General features: G+C 42.1%; 13 protein-coding genes and 1 other RNA gene. 10 read left to right on the top strand and 4 right to left on the bottom strand.

All coding sequences use genetic code 11. From position 1 onward, the window contains the following. The first annotated feature begins 5 nt into the window (after nt 1–5). The 5 genes from FO446_RS25665 (at nt 6) to FO446_RS25645 (ending at nt 6,312) form a co-directional block, all read left to right on the top strand. A complete protein-coding gene (locus FO446_RS25665; protein WP_237901094.1) occupies nt 6–3,203 on the top strand; it encodes a type I restriction endonuclease subunit R in 3,198 nt (1,065 codons plus the stop codon). A 282-nt stretch (nt 3,204–3,485) separates the two neighbouring features. After that, a complete protein-coding gene (locus tag FO446_RS25660; protein WP_237899463.1) occupies nt 3,486–4,121 on the top strand; it encodes a hypothetical protein in 636 nt (211 codons plus the stop codon). After that, the gene (locus tag FO446_RS25655; RefSeq protein WP_237899462.1) at nt 4,121–5,167 is read left to right on the top strand and encodes a GmrSD restriction endonuclease domain-containing protein; all 1,047 of its coding nucleotides are present in this window, start codon (nt 4,121–4,123) and stop codon (nt 5,165–5,167) included. Before FO446_RS25660 ends, FO446_RS25655 begins: the two co-directional genes overlap by 1 nt. Continuing rightward, nucleotides 5,150–5,474, top strand: a transfer-messenger RNA (tmRNA) gene (gene ssrA, locus FO446_RS25650). The genes FO446_RS25655 and ssrA overlap by 18 nt, the downstream gene beginning before the upstream one ends. A 193-nt stretch (nt 5,475–5,667) precedes the next feature. Next, a complete protein-coding gene (locus tag FO446_RS25645) occupies nt 5,668–6,312 on the top strand; it encodes a hypothetical protein (protein ID WP_237899461.1) in 645 nt (214 codons plus the stop codon). Between the two features lie 148 nt (nt 6,313–6,460). Here FO446_RS25645 and FO446_RS25640 read toward each other — a convergent pair whose 3' ends face one another. The 3 genes from FO446_RS25640 to FO446_RS25630 form a co-directional block, all read right to left on the bottom strand. Then, nucleotides 6,461–7,084 (bottom strand): DUF2306 domain-containing protein, encoded by a 624-nt coding sequence (locus FO446_RS25640; protein ID WP_237899460.1) that lies wholly within the window; start codon nt 7,082–7,084, stop codon nt 6,461–6,463. Continuing rightward, entirely contained in the window at nt 7,081–7,497 is a 417-nt protein-coding gene (locus tag FO446_RS25635) for a DUF6220 domain-containing protein (protein ID WP_237899459.1), read from the bottom strand. Before FO446_RS25635 ends, FO446_RS25640 begins: the two co-directional genes overlap by 4 nt. 185 nt (nt 7,498–7,682) lie before the next feature. Further along, nucleotides 7,683–9,161, bottom strand: coding sequence for a hypothetical protein (locus FO446_RS25630; protein ID WP_173611086.1), 1,479 nt, complete (start codon nt 9,159–9,161; stop codon nt 7,683–7,685). A 726-nt stretch (nt 9,162–9,887) separates the two neighbouring features. On the opposite strand from FO446_RS25630, the gene brnQ reads away from it, so the two are divergent. The 4 genes from brnQ to FO446_RS25610 all read left to right on the top strand — a co-directional run bounded on the left by brnQ (nt 9,888) and on the right by FO446_RS25610 (nt 16,354). Next, complete coding sequence (brnQ, locus tag FO446_RS25625; RefSeq protein ID WP_173611087.1) at nt 9,888–11,234, top strand: branched-chain amino acid transport system II carrier protein; 1,347 nt, start codon at nt 9,888–9,890, stop codon at nt 11,232–11,234. 188 nt (nt 11,235–11,422) lie between these two features. After that, a complete protein-coding gene (locus tag FO446_RS25620) occupies nt 11,423–12,085 on the top strand; it encodes a 2OG-Fe(II) oxygenase (protein WP_419466138.1) in 663 nt (220 codons plus the stop codon). Nucleotides 12,086–12,252: 167 nt separating this feature from the next. Next, complete coding sequence (locus FO446_RS25615) at nt 12,253–13,845, top strand: sensor domain-containing diguanylate cyclase (protein ID WP_237899457.1); 1,593 nt, start codon at nt 12,253–12,255, stop codon at nt 13,843–13,845. A gap of 202 nt (nt 13,846–14,047) precedes the next feature. Continuing rightward, entirely contained in the window at nt 14,048–16,354 is a 2,307-nt protein-coding gene (locus FO446_RS25610; RefSeq protein WP_237899456.1) for a S9 family peptidase, read from the top strand. 68 nt (nt 16,355–16,422) lie between these two features. On the opposite strand, the gene FO446_RS25605 is transcribed toward FO446_RS25610, so the two are convergent. Further along, complete coding sequence (locus FO446_RS25605; protein ID WP_237899455.1) at nt 16,423–17,496, bottom strand: RDD family protein; 1,074 nt, start codon at nt 17,494–17,496, stop codon at nt 16,423–16,425. 137 nt (nt 17,497–17,633) lie between these two features. Between FO446_RS25605 and FO446_RS25600 the strand changes: the two genes are divergently transcribed. Next, nucleotides 17,634–18,752 (top strand): hypothetical protein, encoded by a 1,119-nt coding sequence (locus FO446_RS25600; protein WP_237899453.1) that lies wholly within the window; start codon nt 17,634–17,636, stop codon nt 18,750–18,752. The last annotated feature ends 228 nt before the right edge of the window (nt 18,753–18,980 follow it).

The following is an 18,980-nucleotide window of genomic DNA, read 5'->3' as shown; positions in this document are numbered from 1 at the left end:
CCCGTATGAACGAAGATACTCTCGTACAAGTAACCACGGCCGAGTACATGCAAAATGTACTTGGCTGGGAGAGTGTAAATGCTATCTCCGAAACTTATGGTAAAGATAGTTTACTGGGAAGAACCTCACCAAAAGAAATTGTTCTTGTTCGTTACCTTCAGGACAAGTTAGAGGAACTTAACCCTGGATTACCTTTCTCTGCATATGAGGATGCAGTAAGACAGATCAAGGAATATAGTACGAGTCAAAATATGCTCACTATTAATCGTGAAAAATATTCTCTTTTGAAAGATGGTGTACTGGTTACGTATCACGACAGTAACCAGGTACTCCAAAAGGAACGGCTGAAAGTATTCGATTTTAAAAAAGCGACTAGCAATCATTTTTTATGCGTCCGTGAGTTTTGGATAAAAGGGGATATCTATACACGCCGTGCGGATATAGTTGGCTTTGTTAATGGCATCCCCTTATTGTTTATGGAACTAAAGAATGTTAATCGAGACATTCGTATTGCTTACGAACAAAACTTGAGCGACTACAAAGACACGGTACCACATTTGTTTCACCACAATGCGTTTATTGTGCTGGGAAATGGGATCGAAGCCAAAGTGGGATCCCTGTCTAGCCGATATGAGCATTTTCATGAATGGAAGCGCCTTGCGGAAGAGGAAAAGGGAGTAGTAGACATGGAAACGCTCCTGAAAGGTATTTGTGACAAGGACAGCTTCATGGACTTGTTTGAAAACTTTATCCTGTTTGATGAGTCCTCAGGGGGTACCGTTAAAATTCTTGCTCAAAACCATCAGTTTCTTGGCGTAAATCGAGCGGTAAACTCCATTACCGAACGTCATGAACGCCAAGGAAAACTAGGGGTGTATTGGCATACACAAGGATCTGGTAAGAGCTACTCCATTATCTTTTTTACTAGAAAAGTACACCGTAAACTGGGTGGGAACTTCACTTTTATAATTTGTACCGACCGAGAAGACCTTGATTCGCAGATTTATAAGAGTTTTGCCGGTTGTGGACTCGTCAGCGATCGCGATCCATGTAGGGCTTCTTCGGGAGAGAATTTGAGAACTCTATTTACTCAACATAAACCCTACATTTTTACTCTCATTCAGAAATTTAACCAAGACGTTGACCCCAGCCAACCTTATTCAACTCGAGACGACATCATTGTAATTAGTGACGAGGCACATCGAACTCAGTACGGAAGATTGTCATTGAATAGACGTAACGCATTGCCTAACGCTAGCTACATTGGATTTACTGGTACACCTTTGTTTAGTAATGACGAAATCACCCGTCAGACATTTGGTGATTATATCTCTACTTATGATTTCCAAAGGGCCGTAGAAGACAAGGCAACCGTCCCACTTTATTACGATGCACGCGGAGAAAAACTTGGAATCACTACGAATGAATTAAATGAGCGGATAGCTGAAAAGCTGGAACAACTCGAATTAGAAGATGTTGACGTTGAGCAACGATTAGAAAACGAATTGAAACGAGATTATCATATCATCACCGCAGAAAAACGTCTTGAGCAGATAGCCAAAGACTTTGTGGATCATTACTCCACTACATGGGAAACGGGTAAAGCGATTCTGGTGTGTATCGATAAAATTACATGTGTTCGAATGTACAATTATATTCAAAGATACTGGCAAGAACGATCACAGAAATTGGAAAGTGATTTGCAAAACAGCGTGGATGAGCAAGACTTGGTTTATCGGCAACGACAAGTCAATTGGATGAAGGAAACCCAGATGGCAGTCGTAGTGAGTGAAGAGCAAGGCGAAGTAGCCAAGTTTCAAAAATGGGATTTGGACATTAAACCACACCGTAAAATGATTAAAGAGGGATTCGTTAATAGTAACGGTGAACGCATCGACCTTGAGTCTGCTTTCAAAAAAGCGGAGCACCCATTCCGTGTGGCTATTGTATGTGCTATGTGGCTTACAGGATTTGATGTTCCAAGTTTATCCACGCTTTATCTCGACAAACCGTTGAAGGCGCATACACTAATGCAGACGATCGCTCGTGCAAACCGTGTGAGTGAAGGTAAAAATAACGGAATGATTGTTGACTACTGTGGTATTTTCAAAAACCTACGACAAGCATTAGCGACTTATGCAGGTCAAGGAGATAGTGGACGTGATTTTACAGGTGGAGATGTTGATCCTACAAAACCAGCAACTGAGTTGATACCTGATTTGCACGAAGCAATTGCTTTTGTCCATGCTTTCTTAGAAGAAGGTGGGGCCTCACTAGATGACATCATTCAGAAAACTGGCTTTGAACGGAACGCGGCGATTATGACGGCAAAAGATGTCGTGAACCAAAATGATGAGACACGAAAGCGTTTTGAAATCATGTGCCGTGCGGTGTTTAAGAAATTTAAAGCTTGCCTTAATGATCAGAGGGTAAACGATTATCGCAGGGACTACGATGCAATAAACATTATTTACCGGAGTTTAGAAAAAGATCGTCAGCAAGCAGATATTAGTGATATTATTCAGCAACTACATGAAATTGTAGACGAAGCAATTGTTACTGCTCCAGCACAAGTCAAAGAAGAAAGTACACCATACAATATCGCTGACATCGATTTTGAACGCCTACGCAAGGAGTTTGAAAAAAGCCCTACGAAGAATACAACTGTTCAAAATCTAAAGAATGCAATTGAAGACCGATTAGCTCGCCTTCTAAAGCAGAATCCACTCCGTACAAACTTTCAGCAACATTATGAGAAGATTGTTGAAGAGTACAACCGAGAAAAAGACCGTAGTACGATTGAGAAGACGTTCGAGGCTTTGTTGAAACTGGTACAAGAACTTGGTGAAGAAGAAAGTCGAGCAGTACGCGAGGGTTTGGATGTGGAGAGTCTAGCCATTTTTGACCTGCTTAAGAAACCAGATCTAAATAAAAAAGAAATAGACAGAATTAAACAAGTAGCCGTGCAATTGTTGCAGATGTTAAAGGAAGGTAAATTGAAAACGGAGCATTGGAAAGAGAAAGAATCAACTCGGGATGCAGTATTTAGTGTAATCCGTGACTTCCTTTGGGATGATACAACCGGATTACCCGTAGATAATTTTAGTGACGAAGAAGTTGTAGAAGTCAGTCATCGGGTGTTTCAGCATATTTTCTATGCTTATCCAACTTTACCCTCGCCCATATATGCAGTATCTTCATAAACTTAACTTAAATAGAAAGTGAACAGAGAGGATTCATAAAATTAGTGGGTACGATTTAGCTTAGTTTAATCTGTTAATATGAAATAATTTTATCGTTGAGCAGGAATCAAGATGAACAGACTACAATTTGCGATGCCATTAATTAAGTATTGCGTATAGTATCGAATTGTGTTTTGGAACGAATAAATAAAAATGTGACAAGCTTAAAATTAAACTTTACGAGTAGCATTATCACACTAATTAAGAATAAATAAAATACAAATGGTCTGGGTGAATTGTTAAATGACTTTTGATCCAAAGCAATACTTTGAAGAACAGTCAAATGAGACAATATATAATAACATTGTTCTTGGCAATGATGTCTGGTACTTTCGTAACATCCTTAAAATACCCCCAGAACATTGTTCGTTGTATTATGATGACTTAAAGAGATTAATTGCTAATCGGTTGAATATACACTTTAACAATATCTGTATTGTAGGGAGTGCGAAAATAGGGTTTAGCTATAAAGAAAATTCATTTGTAGGATTTCGCGAGTTTGACGATGGAGAAATAGAGGCTTCCGATGTAGATATAGCCGTAATTTGTGATCGACGCTTTAAAATTTTCTGGGATGTTCTCTTAGAAATAGTGCGTAATCGAGGTAAAATTGGTAAGAATTTTAATGAGTATCAATATGTAACGAGTGCTGTATTCCGTAAGTTTATGATTACTGACGTGATCCCACCTAATTATAATCCAGAAATTAAAGATTGGAATGCAAATATCAATTCTCTAACAAAGGATTTCCAAACTTCTTTTAAGATCCTACATGAAGTTAATTTTAGATTGTATGAATCATGGGACGGACTAAAAAACTATCAAATTGGCTCAATAAACAAAGTGAAAGATAAAATATTACGGGGAGAAATAAAATAATGAGAATCACTTTAAATAATTTCTCAGTATATGATCTTTGGAATCTTTATCAAGAGGACAAATTAACTATTAACCCAAACTATCAAAGAAGAGATGTATGGTTGCAAAAAGATAAAATTCGTTTAATAGAGACGTTATTAATAGGTAATCCTATACCTGAGATTTATCTTTGGGAAACAAAAAAAGACGGGATTATTAAATATGAAATAATTGATGGTCAACAACGCCTTAGAGCAATCTTTGATTATATTTCAGATTCAACGTTTAGACTTAATCCTAAATGGCTAGAATTTACAGATTGCTCATATGCTAATAGCACTTTTGAAGAACTTGCGGATACGGATAAGTTAACAATTTGGCAATATCAATTGGTGGTTAGATTAATATCTGATGTTGATATTGAGTCGATTAAGCGAATTTTTTTAAGAATGAACAGTACTAGTTATTCACTAAACCCACAGGAGTTGCGTAAAGCAGATTTTAATGGTCTTTTCTTGAAGCTTTCAGAGGATCTAGCAAACCTAGATTTTTGGTCTAAATATGATGTGTTTTCGAAGAATGATGTCAGAAGGATGAGAGATGTAGAGTTTTGTAGTAGTATCCTAATATTTTTAAGACTGGGGTTTCAGTCGGAAACACAGTCCTTGATAAATAATGTATATGATACATTTAACGATTCATATGATGAACTTGAAGATGATTATTTAATGTTTAATAAAATGCTGGCAGTTGTTGATCAATTCTTATCAATCAATAGTATGTTTGCAAGAAGTAAGGTACATCTCTTTACTTTATTCACTTTAGCGTATTGGTTTATAACCAATGGTAGAGACATTTCTAAAACGGAAATATATAATTTCAACACTTTTTGCGAGTACTATAAAATATCAGATGACGAACTTGAAAATTCTCGAATATCAGAGGAATATATACAAGCAATTTTAGATTATAAAGGTGCAAGTTTAGAGGGTACAAACACAAAGATCAAACGTTATAGACGATTCGAAACGCTTAGAATGATCTTGTGTGGGGAGATCACTGCTTAATCGGAAAACTTAATTAGAATAGAAATTGGACTAAAAAATAATAGGTTAAGTTTATGACAAAAGTTATACTAATAACCAGTGAGGCGCTACCATTCCATCGCCCATGTGGCATGACTAGCGCTCAACTTTAGTGGGATACGCCGGAGGCTTCCGCCTGGAGCCGAAGGAAGAAGATCAATCAGGCTAGGTAACGGGTCAGCGCGTCACTCCGCGAATCCGGTACCGAAATTTAAATGAGTGACTGCGCTCGGAGATGCTCATGTATCGCTGTTTTCGGACGGGGGTTCGAATCCCCCCGCCTCCACCAAATACATAAAGTGAAGCCACCTGATTAGGGTGGTTTTTTTGTGTCTGGGCGCATTGATGTGAGAAACTTTGGACAGCTATGAGAAGCGTTCCATAAACCCCACTAAAGACTCCTCGCCCAATTTTTGGGTGCAGGGTCTCTCTCTTATGCTAAACTAAAAGAATAATCTCAAAACCAAAGGAGCACCACCACCATGTCTTCCACTCTACGAAACCTACTAACCATGATCCTCCTCGGAGCCGCAGGTGGCTTAACATTCTCCTTCCTAGACATAGAACCTACCCCAATCGTATGGATCACCTTTTTCATAATCGCTTTCGTCCTTCTCATCAGCAAAGACCTCTATATTTTCAAATTCAGCACCAACATGAGAACAGTTGAACACTACGTCAAACATTCAAAACAACCCTACTACCGTTTCTTGTACGCCTATCTACACGACAACGAGGCGGAAGCCGAGAAAGAACTAGCAAAAATCACATCCGATAAACTTCGCGCCTACATCACCGTAGTGGTAGAACTCCATCGCAACAACTACGATCTAGTAGAAAAAGCACTCGGCAAGATTGATTCAATCGAGCATCGTCACTATTACTCCGCACATTTAGCATTACTAAAAAACAACCAAGATGCCTACATCCAACACCGCTCCGCGATCAAAAACCATATCTACCAGTTGTTACTCAATGCTGAAGTGGCCTATCACCAAGGAAACATGGCAGAAGCAGAACAATACGGTCAACTGGCCATTGCCAAATCCAAGGGCGTACAAAAATATTTGCTGATCAAGACACTAGAAAAAAGCAAACGCAGTCTGCATCGAAACTCTTACTTCTAGGTTACTTTCCTCGTTAGTTTGCTGATTCCTGGGTGAAAAGCCGTGTCTGACGAATACCGATCTACAAAAAGGACTGTCCCGATTCAACGATCGAGACAGTCCTTCTTTGCTCTACCACTCCAAGCTCATGTGGCGTGACGAAGACAGCCTATTTCTTCAATATAACCCACTCCACAATAACAAAATTAAGAATAAGCCCAGCCCAAATGTTTACATTCAATACCTCTGCAATGACCGTTTCCATCCCATGCGGAAGAGAAAAACCGTGCAGTATAAAATACAGAAGGAGTAATACTGGCACCAACAGACGCGCGCTTACGGCAACCAGTGTCATTCCAAAACTGCGAATCATCCATTTTCGGTGTTCCTCATATTGCCTGTTGATGGCGGTACGGTACCCTTTCCAGCAAGTGAACAGCCAAGCCAAAGATAAAATCAGGAAGCTCGCTGCCTTCATGAAATTTTCTGCATAAAAGATACTCGCTAAAGAGAGGAATCCGCTGATAAACACACTGTACACATAAACTCTCCCAAGAAAACGATGTATCCTTGGGTTCTTCAGGCGAATTCGATCGACAAACTGGAAAAAGCCAGTGAGAAGAGCAATGAAAGCAGACACGATATGAGCAACTAATAAAGGATACTGAACAGTGCCGGGAATAATCGTGATTCGACTGTTTGCAGAATCAAAGGTTAAATAAGGAAACATAAATGGAACGATAACCACTAGAGATACAAGAAATAATACCCACCAAATTTTTGGGAGTCTCATGCCTTCTTCCTCCCTACATTATGAGCATGTTTTAATGTGGTGAGAGAGCCCCAGAAGAGAAACAAGGCAATAACCGGGTGAAGCGCAGAGAGGAGTCCTAAGTGAGAGGAATAAATAACGGTAAGGAACTGGGCAACGATCATAAGGTATAATCCGAGACAAATCCAACGTAGATGTACGGGCAACTTTCCAAGGAAAGAGAGAACCAACATGCCGACTGGAAGCAGTGCAAAATATTGAGCCAAGGTTCTATGCATTTCCCAATGTTCTCCGTTGACGAACAGCCCAAGACCTGCCAGTGATACCTGAACAATAAGGAAAGCAAAAAACACCCATGCGAGGACAAGAAACATGTACCTCACTATTTTCACACGAGGAGGGGGAAGGGGGATCTTTTTATTCATCTCAAGCATGCAAAAACCGCTCCCATCTGAATCATTTGTCTTACCCCCATCCTAAACGCAAGTTCAAAACAAACCCTAAACGATTTCTAAAAAAAGGATAAAATCTGAATGCCATCGCGGGATATGTATACGTTACATAAAAAAACAAAGACCAGCATAGGAAATATCGCCGGTCTTTGACTCATCGTCAGCTATTAATTGGGCTCTAATACAAAGTAATAGGGTTTGGAAAGAAGATTGTGCAAATGGTCGCGTACTTCCACGTTAGGTAATCGGTTTAATGCTTCGCTAATTTCTCGTTTCATGTCCGCGTACTGGCTTTCATGCTGCTCTGCCGGGCCCTCTTTTTGTTTCTCCTCGTGAATGACTCTAGCTAAACGATTTGCTATCTGAAATAGCTCTTGATTGGTCTCACCGTGACCAGATTCATCGGTGCTTGCCAAATATCCGCGCATTTCTGCCAAACGAGACAGGGTATCACGCCAGTTCCAAACTTGAATATTCTTTTCCCTCGTCTGCGAGCATATCTCATCGAACGGATTTTTTGATAACAGATCCTCTAATGTCCCCCATGAATCTGGCCGCATAGATTCTTCGAGTTTTTGCAGACAGTACGCATCAGGAGAGAGTAACTCTACCACTTCACGAAACGCTGGAATCGAGTTTCGTCGATAGCTTTTGATTCCCCACAAGCTATGTACCTGCAATGCCGTAGCAAATGACTTGCAGTGAGTATCGAGCTCTTCTAATCGTTCCTCATCTAGTTTATGACTAGCAAGAATCCTCGCTTTTACCTCATTATCAGGGATGTTTTCATCAGCTTCGCCTAATTGCATACTTCTTTTGATGTACGTTCGAACCGTGTCTTTTGGTATAGCCCTATCTTCTTGAGCACCAAGAATTCCAAAGCGATAAGAGATAAATTCCTCGAAACCTTTACTGCTTCCGAATCCATCATCGATGGCATGCAAATCTGGTTGGACTTCCATCATTTCAGCGAGCACTTGTTCCTCAAGTCCGTAAATGCATGCCTCGATATGTGTCCAGTAGCTTCTACATTCATCTACGCTCCCTAGCACACGTTGATAGACGTCATGGAAGAAGAGGATATGAGCAATTTCGTGGAAGTAATTTTGAAAAGGAAACTTGATGTGCGTTCCCTCCAAATACGATCCTGCATTTTGATAAATCCGTCCATGCTCCGGTCGGAATAATGTGGGTAGCGTCGAATGTAAATCTAAGTATAATCCAATCCCCTCATTGTAACTATGTGCCCAAACAGCTAAATAGGTTGGGCTTAACAACAAAGCGATGGAGTGATTGGTAATTTGAACGGGCAAGTTGAAATAGCCGCCGTTTATTTGAGGCTGTAAGCTCAACCAGGTCATCCCAACTGCTAGAGCCTGGTATAAAGGGAATTCACCTTCCGCAGATGCATCTCTACAATAATGTTGAAATTGACGTATAGTGCTTACAATTCCATCGTTCTTAAATCCGTAATTACCCTCGAATCGCTCAAGTCCCTCAACAAAATCCTCTGTTGATACCGTTAAAAATACGTTAATTCCATCCACCCAAAGATCGGAACCGATCTCTGATTCTAGCCATGCATCTGCGTCCTCGGCAAGCTCTCTCAACTGATGATATCTTTCCAACAAATGCGCTTGACTCATTATCTGCACCATCCCGTCATGTTTGCTTACTGCATGGAAAGCGAGAACTTTCTACAAAAAATTCAAGAGCACACGAGGTGCTCTTGAACAATTGATTACTTTTTACACGCAAGTGTCATAATTGGATGGAAAAGCAATTTCATTTCTTGAACGTTTTGATTGTTAGAAAGTTGTGCTTTCACTACCTTTTTCATGGGCAATCCCGTCCTTCCTAACTTTTATCATTTTATGGAAAGCATGCATGCCTTTTGGCTCTCTTACAAGCAAACATCAACAACTACGCGCCATTTCAACGCTTTCATTTCTTGCACTTGTTTATTCTTGTTTACTGCTACTTTTACGACTTTTTTCATGTGTTTACACCTCCTTTCCAGAGTGATGGAACTAATAGGTTTGAATGTAATTATAAGGAAAATTGCCAATGTATTTCAAGTTAAGAAAAATAAATATTTTCTGAAATGTTTTTAAAGTTTTTGGTGCTTTCTAGGGAAGGTACTTCCAGATGCGATATATGGGTGCTTGTAGTAAACTGTATCAGGGATGTAAATTTGGTTTTTTGACAACTCGGAGTGTCTTTCTCTTGCGAGCGGTGCTTTGGGTTATCATGTGTTTGAAAAGAATGTTTATTTGGAGTATAGTATCAGAATGAATAAATGAGGGTTGGGTTAGCAGCCATCTGCATGAGCATGTAAGAATGAGAGATAGAGAATAATTAGGAGGATTGTTGTGTCACAGAAAGCACCAGTTTCTTTTGTAGTTACGATCGGATTCATGTTATTTGCTTTGTTTTTTGGAGCGGGTAATTTAATTTTTCCACCAATGCTTGGCCAATTAGCAGGAACAAATGTATGGATAGCCAATGCAGGTTTTTTGGTTACAGGGGTTGGGTTGCCTTTGCTAGCAATCACAGCCTTTGTTTATTCGGGAGTAGACGACTTGCGCTCCTTAGCCAGTCGCGTGCATCCCGTATTCGGAATGGTATTCACCGTTGTTCTGTATCTAGCAATCGGTCCGTTTTTTGCGATACCTAGATCTGGCAATGTATCGTTTGATATTGGGATAAAGCCGTTCCTATCAGAACAGGCAGGTTCGGCACCGCTGATTCTATTTACCATCGTGTTTTTCACAATTGCCTGCTTCTTATCACTCAATCCTATGAAAATTATCCATGTAGTCGGAAAAATCTTAACTCCGATTAAATTAACATTTATCGGAATTATTGCAGTAACGGCTATTCTTTATCCAATTGGAGCCCTTCAAGCCCCGCAAGCAGATTACACATCCCATGTATTTTTCAAGGGTTTTCAAGAAGGGTATTTAACATTGGATGCGCTTGTCGCTTTTGTTTTTGGAATGATCATTGTGAATGCGATTAAAGAAAAAGGGGTTACTGCCAAAAAACAAGTTTTGGCTACGTGTGCTAAAGCAACAATGATAGCCGGTTTACTTCTCGCTCTTTTCTATACCGCACTTTCCTTTATGGGTGCCTCTAGTGTAGAAAAGTTGGGCCACTTAGAAAATGGCGCTGAGGTTTTGGCGAAAGTTTCGAATTACTACTTTGGTTCTTATGGTGCCATTTTATTGGGATTAATGATTACAGTGGCATGCTTGACTACAAGCGTTGGGCTTATTACAGCCTGCTCTTCGTTTTTTCATTCCTTGTTTCCAAAGATCTCTTACAAAAAATTCGCGGTTATTTTGTCTGTTTTCAGTACACTCGTTGCCAATATTGGATTAACGCAACTCATTAAGGTTTCCGTTCCGATCTTAATGACGATGTATCCGATTGCGATCTCGTTACTCTTCATGACGTTTCTGCACAAAGCATTCAAGGGCCGGCCAGAAGTGTATCAAGGAAGTTTACTTTTGACTTTTCTGATTAGTCTGTTTGATGGCTTAAAGGCTGCTGGACTCGAAAACAGTTTTGCCCATCATTTTTTTACTCAGTACCTTCCAATGTATGACGTAGGTTTGGGCTGGGTGCTGCCTTCTCTAATAGGTGGGGTTTGCGGATACATGATCAGTGTTTTCCGGAAGAATTTGTACCACGTTCAAAAACAAAAAGAGGCATGAGAATAGCTTTTCACAGATGCTACTTAGCCAGAGTATTTAGAAACCCGTCCCTTCCCATATAGGAGACGGGTTTTGTTCATAATGAAGGTGCTTTTTCTATAGTTAAAAATGTTTGTGCTTTTCAAAAGTTTGTTGATTGGATTTACCCATTTTATGGTATTCTATTTTTTGCGACGGATGTCATATATATGGGGTGCATAGGGATGATAGGGCACACGACAGGGAAAGAAAGGACGATATTTGACCATACCGGAAATAGGATCAAGACAGAAGATCGAGAGATTCGAATTCTTGCCAAATATGAGGAACCGCTGGTTGCCGTGTTAGGAAATGTGCTTAGTGATCACGAATGCGATGAGCTAATCGAACATTCTCGAGAACGATTGCAACGCTCAAAAATAGGCGAAGATCGTTCAGTCAATTCTATTCGGACGAGCAGCGGGGTGTTCTGCGAGCAGACGGAGACGATTACAAGGATCGAGAAGCGAATCTCTCAAATCATGAACATTCCGATTGAGCATGGCGATGGTTTGCAAGTTCTACGATATACCCCTGGCCAGGAATATAAACCTCATCATGATTTCTTTGCAGAAACGAGTCGCGCAAGTACGAACAATCGCATTAGTACGCTCGTGATGTATTTGAATGATGTGGAGCAAGGCGGTGAAACGGTGTTCCCTTTGCTTCATTTATCTGTTTTCCCAACCAAAGGCATGGCGGTCTACTTTGAATATTTTTACAGGAATCAAGAATTAAACGAATTCACTTTGCATGCAGGTGCACAAGTGATCCATGGGGAAAAGTGGGTTGCAACGATGTGGATGAGAAGACAAAGCTTTCGGGTCTCCTAGATAATGTTGTAATACAAACCACCACCTGACAAAGGTGGATTTTTTATGTCCCCAAGCCAAGATCGTTGCTTGAACTTTCTTGTATACTTGAAAGTAATATTATCAAGTGTTAGACTATTTTTTATTTATTGCCTAACAGCTATATGCCAAATACAAGGGGGCATCCAATGCCTGTCTTACTAAAAAGAGCAAACCGCCCGAAAAAGATTAGTCTAGTGACACTTTTAACAGGACTAGTCTCTTTATCCGTTGTCTTGACTGTCACCATCCTCCTTATCTCATTCTATCAATCCAAAAAACAGGCACTGATTAACACGACTTTGACCTTAAATCATACGAGTGCAATCAAAATGAGTCATACCCTAGATGCTTTGATTAAATCCATGCGCAGTAGCTTACAGTATTCGGCAAGCATCTTTTCCAATCGGAACGAGATGAATGCGGATGAGGTATATTCCAAGCTTGAGTTGATCCGTCGTACAAACAACTATTTTAATTCGGTTACCGTGGTAGATGAAACGGGGCGTGTTCAAAGTGTGTCTCCCGGATCTATTGGTACAGTAGGAAGCTATGTTAAAACGGAAACGGCGAAAACGGCATTAGCTTTAAAAAAGCCATACATTTCCAAGCCTTACGTAACATCAAGTACGAAGCGACTCATTGTATTGATGAGCGAACCCATATTTGATAAAGATGGGATTTACCGGGGGGTTATCGGGGGAACGATTTATCTTCACGAGGATAACATTTTGAATACGATCTTTGGAAGTAATCCAACAGACGAACTAGGTTCCTCTTTTTACATCGTAGGATCTGATGGGCATTTGTTGTTCCACCGTGATCCAAACCGGATCGGAGAGGATATCAGTGCCAATCCAGCCGTACGCAAGCTGATTCAAGGGAAAAGCGGCTATGAACAGATCGTCAACTTGAGGGGACAGACGGTATTAGCCGCGTACGTAAAGGTTCCGGCGAATGACTGGGGTGTCGTTGTCGTGTCACCTATCAGTGTTGTTCAAGAACAATTAAATCGTGATATTCAATCCGTGTTGTTGTATACGTTGCCTCCCTTTTTATTATTAATGTTAGTTGTGATCGGGCTTGCCCGCAAAGTGGCGAAACCTTTCGTATCCTTGGCCAATCTTGTGAGTAAGGCCGGGAGAGAAGAGGTGGAACTCTCTGAGGGTAGCCAGCATTGGAATCGGGAGGCCGAGCTGTTATCTCGTGCCATTCACTTTGCCTTGAGCGATATCAAAAAGCAGACGGAGCAATTGGCCCATGATGCTCGAACAGATCCTTTGACAGGGCTAACGAACCGAAGGACGCTCGAGGAAACCATGCAAAAATGGATGGCGGAGCAAATCCCTTTTTCTATTATGATGATGGACCTTGATCGATTTAAAGCTATTAATGACACATATGGCCATCCGGCTGGAGATGAAGTATTGAGGCATTTTGCGAAAATCATTTCTTCCTCAATTCGGCCTGACGATGTCAGCTGTCGCTTTGGGGGTGAGGAATTTGTTGTCCTTGTTTCCCATGCTGGCTTGGAGGAGGCCTATCAGGTGGCCGAACGAATACGTCAAGCCTTAGAAACAAGTACAAACCCAATCGGACAGCGGCTAACCGTGTCACTAGGCATTGCGCACTATCCTTCTCATGCTGTTACTGCTGAAGATCTGCTACATGTAGCAGACGAGGCTATGTACAAGGCGAAGAGATCAGGTAGAAATCAAACGATGATAGCGGAAGCGGAGTAATCTATGTTAGAGCGAAGAGGCGAGAGATCGCCTCTTTCTTTTTGAAAATAAATCACGTGTCAGGTGCTAAAAAAGCAAATTCGGAGATATATTATCTCGCTTTTTACATATGCATGTAGCAAATGGATAAATAAGGAAAAATTTTGTTCAAAAATGTGAAGCACATGATTCTTGTATCTCACTTTGAAAGAGGGGGATTGACATGGAGAATGTTGTCACATGGGAACAGTATGAGAGGGCAAAACGCTTGCATCCCACCAATTATTACGACGCCGTATTCAATGCTTTTGTCAGGCCGCGGTGGATTAGCGGGAGTCAGTTCTGGTACATCCGTGAAATACGTCTGGAAAAGGGTACTGGGAGGCAATATGTGATCGTAGATGCTGAACAGAATACGAGTCAGCCAGCATTCGACCACGAACGACTAGCTGTCTGTTTGTCAGATAGTGCAGGCAAAACGTATGATGCAGAAACATTGCCACTTGGGGAACTTATGTTTACCCAGAGTGGATCGGCATTCCAGTTTGAGGTGGGCGGTACTGTTTGGAGCTGTGATTTACAGGAATACAACTGCAAGCCCTTACATCATTTTAAAAAGCCGTCGATGGATGAGCTGCCGTCTCCAGATGGAAAATGGGTGGCGTTCGTATATGATCACAACTTGTATGTTCGTTCACTCGAAACCGGAAGGCGTATCAGGCTAACCCATGACGGCAAGGCTTACTATGATTACGGAACCCAACCTGAATGTCGGCTCTCGACAGTGGCGGAGCGATTGAATGGCATTAAGTCTCCTCCAGTAGTGATTTGGTCACCCGATTCCAAGATGCTGCTGACCCACCGTCTTGACCAAAGAAAGGTGCGCGAGATGCACCTGATCCAATCTGCTCCGAAAGGGGAAGAAGTCAGACCGGTACTGCACTCGTACCGTTATCCACTCGTTGGCGATCAACACGTACCTTTGGCTGAGCTGGTCATCTGTCATCTGGAAAGGCGAACCACAGTCCGGATTGAAAGCGAGCCTTTACTGGCATGTCCAGTCTCACCCCTCACTCCGGGGATGCAAATGGCTGGATGGTCATCCGACAGTAAACAGATCTATATCACCCGGATGTCCCGTGATGCCCGCTCTGTCGATTTTTCCGTAGCGGATGCTTGCTCCGGTGAGGTTTGCACGTTACTGCGGGAAGAAAGCGATACGTTTTTGAACCAAGACCTGCATAATCTCGGAGCTTCCAATCCGAATATTCGATTATTGGCCGACGGTTCATTCATCTGGCATTCAGAGCGTGATGGATGGAGCCACCTCTACCATTGTGATGGCAAAACGGGAAAGATTCGCAATCCGATCACATCGGGTCCCTGGACGGTACGTAGGCTGATGGCAGTGGACGAGCAGCAGGGATGGGTGTATATCACCGGAGGAGGGCTAGAAGAGGGGCGCGATCCTTACTATCAACATCTGTATCGTGTTCGCCTGGATGGAACTGGTCTGTCGTTGCTGACGCCAGAGGATGCAGAGCATGATGTTGTGTTTTCTCCCACTATGAAGTATTTCGTCGATACGTTTTCGCGAGTTGATTTACCGCCTGTTACTGTCCTCCGTTCGGTAGATGGTAGCTTGATTCGCGAATTGGAGTACGCTGATGTGGAAATGCTGCTCGAGATGGGGTACCAATTTCCTGAAAGGATAACCGTCAAAGCACGAGACGGCGTTACCGATCTTTATGGGGTGATGCTGCGCCCGTTCCCGTTTGATCCTTCCCGCAAATATCCGGTTGTCGATTACATTTACGGGGGACCACAGATCATCAATACACCAAAAGCTTTCGCACTCGATCCCGGCCGAAGCCATGATCCGCTGGGGGGTGGGCAATCATTGGCGCAATTGGGCTTTGTCGTATTGATCCTGGATGGAATGGGAACACCTTATCGTTCGAAAGCGTTCCATGACATCTCAGACGGAAAATTGGAGGAAGCAGGAGGCTTACTTGACCATGTAACAGCGGTTAGGGAATTGGCAGAGCGCTACCCATTTGTGGATGTTGACCGGGTAGGTATCTGGGGATCGTCAGGGGGAGGTTACGCTTCGACAAGGGCCATGCTCTCATTTCCTGACTGTTACAAGGTTGCTGTTTCCGCGAGTGGGAATCATGATCAACGGCTGTATATAGCAGCATGGGCAGAACGTTATCAAGGGCTGTATGATCCAGTCTTGTACAGAGATCAAGACAATGCTCGTCTAGCAGCGAATCTGGTAGGAAAGCTCTTGTTGGTGAGTGGGGATATGGATGAAAATGTGCATCCTTCCCAAACAATTCGGATGGCGGATGCATTGATTAAAGCGGATAAAGATTTTGACATGTTGATTTTGCCCAACCGACATCACGGATTTTCTTTGGAACCGTACTTTATTCGCAGAAAATGGGAGTATTTTGTACGGCACTTGATGAGAGCAGAACCTCCATGGGGGAATCAAGTAGCCAACAAAAAGGCCAGTGAGGAATAATAACTGAAAAATGTTTTCTGATTACCGGGAAGAAGCCACCTGATGAAGGTGGCTTCTGTGTTCTGTCGCTATTTTACCTCGCGAAAACTTGCACTGACCTTTTGCAGTTCTTGCTTGAGGGACTCGAACCTTTTTTCTTCTGTCCAAGCCATGATTTGATGAAAATGCGTAGGCGTTTCGACCAATGTCACAATATAAGCGACCTTAATGCCGTCTACTTCGCCTTTGGCATTGAATTGGGTGGCCACCTGATTGTCGACGACCGTACGAATCTGTTTATCAATGGATACATTTTCTACTGCCTCTTGAAGGTTCGCTTCAATGGCTTGGGCATAATCTTGAAGTGTGAATGAACTATCTAAATCCTGTTTCGATTCTGACAGGACCAATACATACTTTTCGCTAAAACGATTTGAGATTTCTATATCTGCTTCATCGTGAAGGGATGAATCCTTGCTCCAATCCGAAGGGGCTGTTATTTGAAACTTTTTATCCTTGCTAAAGAAAATTTCTTCGGAAGGCGTTCTTGATGCGAGACTGATTATCCCAAAAATCATGCCAATGATGGATAAAACGGCTACGATGGAAAAGACAACAGCGAGTACGGTTGTTTGCTTTTTGCTGACGTTGTTCAGATCCTTCACTTTCACGACGTATGTATTCGCTGCCAGATCGCCTAACCGTTGTCTTTTGTCGGAAGCCAACACACAGATACCGGCCGGCAACCCGCCTAGAAGAAATACATTTGCTTCGAATAGGCGAATGAGGGAACGGATAAATGATTTCCATAACCCCGGTGGCCGTCCTTCCTCATTGACAGCAATGATGCGGAATGTAAATTTTCCGATCGTATATCCGGTAAGTCCTTCTAACAGTACATAATAAGAACATAGGATAATGGCGGCTAGGATGAAGAAATAGAGACTGTTGGCGTCTTTGGTGATGGAAACCCCAAGCGAGAGAAAGCCGGTTAGAAAACAAGCGAGAAGAATATAATCAAGAACATGGGCTCCCCATCTCGTGAAAAAAATCGTCGCCCTGTCATACGATTTCGATAAATCTCCCATGTTTTTTTGTGGCTCTTGCTGGGCGAGAGGAGAAAACTCTGTCGGTACCGATGATGATGGTGGTTGTTGCTCCAATTTTGTGCACCTCCTGAAGAAATGTAAACATGTTACATTTAACCATTTTGAAAATTGTATTGTCAATTGTTGACGGTTAGAATGGAAAAAGATGAGCAAGGTGTGGCTATCCCATTCAAGGGAGAGGAGAATCGCATATGGAAATCAACCAAATACCCGAGCAATTGCCATTGATCAAACATGCCAAAGACCTCTGGGGCTCTTTTGCATACAGCAAATGTAAGGATGCATACGGTTATGACAAAAACGGGCTGAAAAGATACGCCTTGATCGTTCAGCTTCAATACGATCAGACTGTGACGGAAGCAGACAAGGAGCTCCTGTACTATTTGATGAGCCAAGAGATTGAGATGCATAAGTCTCATCCGTATCAGGGATTTTATGAATCGATGGACATCGTTGCTTTTTTGTTGGCGAAATGCAAGGATGTTACCCATATCCCACTTTTTGAACGGGCAAAATTAAGCAATTTTGATACCTACTATGGTTTTGATACCGAGTATATCATTTCGGCGGGGATTGAAGAGGCGATCGCGTATATCGAAGAGAACGATCTGTGCCGAACCAGCTCTTTCTTTCAGGATAAGAGAGAGGAGCTGGCAACGATGTATACGCCTGAACATATGGAGCGATGGTTTCAATCCAAGGCGAGGAATTACCCAGCCAATCTCGAGGATGAGTCCTTGATTACATTAATGGACAGAGCCTGCGATTTCGGTAACATGGCAGAAGCCAGAAAATTACTGGAGAAGCTAGAGGAGCAGCTCGGCTCTGACAAAAAGAATTATTCTCTGCTGTATCATCAGGCAAAACAATTGGAAGAGTACGACAAGGCACTTCACTATCTCATACAAGATCTCCCGGAACAGAAAGATTCGTTTAACAAGGTATTCCTTTGGCTAAAAATGGCCGAAATCCATTTGCTCAAGCAGGATTGGGTCCAGGCTTTTGCGAGCGTCAAGCAGTGCGAACCAGAGCTCAAACTCTTTTCTTCCTGGAGGAGTGCCGGTTTGGGCAGAAGCTTGAGCGAGACCTTGTTGGATATCAGCTTGAAGGCAAAGGATAGTAACGAGACTTTGGCTAGAGAAGCGTACCGCTGGGCTGATCAGATGTTGAAATCGACAAACAACTACAGCAGTAATGTTTTGAGAAAGGCGCACCAGTGTGCCAAGGTGCTGCAACTCAAACAGGATAAAAGGCTGTACAGTAAAAAAGTCGCGATAGAAGCCAGACGAATCAACAGAATGATTAGATGACGCAAAGGAAACCCGACATCTGCGATAGTTGGGTTTTTCTCTGTTTGGATGCAACGTTCATAAAAAAAATACCCACGCAGGGATCACTTTGCTGTATCTTTAATCTGAGCAATATTTCCTATCATAATATGATCTCTTTTTCCCCCGTTAGCCAACCTCATCGCGCTTCCGGTCATCGATAGAAAGGCTACTTTCCATGTTTCCTTCATGAATGTCATTTTACTTCTA

Source organism: Brevibacillus brevis (assembly GCF_022026395.1).
Classification (GTDB): Bacteria; Bacillota; Bacilli; order Brevibacillales; family Brevibacillaceae; genus Brevibacillus.
Note: the sequence above shows the minus strand (reverse complement) of the source record. Positions and strands in the feature narration are given on the sequence as shown.

What these genes read in the sequence shown, in the direction of transcription:
- FO446_RS25665 (WP_237901094.1), top strand. Translation starts at nt 6, where the DNA reads ATGAACGAAGATACTCTCGTACAAGTAACCACGGCCGAGTACATGCAA.
- FO446_RS25660 (WP_237899463.1), top strand. Translation starts at nt 3,486, where the DNA reads ATGACTTTTGATCCAAAGCAATACTTTGAAGAACAGTCAAATGAGACA.
- FO446_RS25655 (WP_237899462.1), top strand. Translation starts at nt 4,121, where the DNA reads ATGAGAATCACTTTAAATAATTTCTCAGTATATGATCTTTGGAATCTT.
- FO446_RS25645 (WP_237899461.1), top strand. Translation starts at nt 5,668, where the DNA reads ATGTCTTCCACTCTACGAAACCTACTAACCATGATCCTCCTCGGAGCC.
- FO446_RS25640 (WP_237899460.1), bottom strand. Translation starts at nt 7,084, where the DNA reads ATGAGACTCCCAAAAATTTGGTGGGTATTATTTCTTGTATCTCTAGTG.
- FO446_RS25635 (WP_237899459.1), bottom strand. Translation starts at nt 7,497, where the DNA reads ATGCTTGAGATGAATAAAAAGATCCCCCTTCCCCCTCCTCGTGTGAAA.
- FO446_RS25630 (WP_173611086.1), bottom strand. Translation starts at nt 9,161, where the DNA reads ATGAGTCAAGCGCATTTGTTGGAAAGATATCATCAGTTGAGAGAGCTT.
- FO446_RS25620 (WP_419466138.1), top strand. Translation starts at nt 11,423, where the DNA reads ATGGGGTGCATAGGGATGATAGGGCACACGACAGGGAAAGAAAGGACG.
- FO446_RS25615 (WP_237899457.1), top strand. Translation starts at nt 12,253, where the DNA reads ATGCCTGTCTTACTAAAAAGAGCAAACCGCCCGAAAAAGATTAGTCTA.
- FO446_RS25610 (WP_237899456.1), top strand. Translation starts at nt 14,048, where the DNA reads ATGGAGAATGTTGTCACATGGGAACAGTATGAGAGGGCAAAACGCTTG.
- FO446_RS25600 (WP_237899453.1), top strand. Translation starts at nt 17,634, where the DNA reads ATGGAAATCAACCAAATACCCGAGCAATTGCCATTGATCAAACATGCC.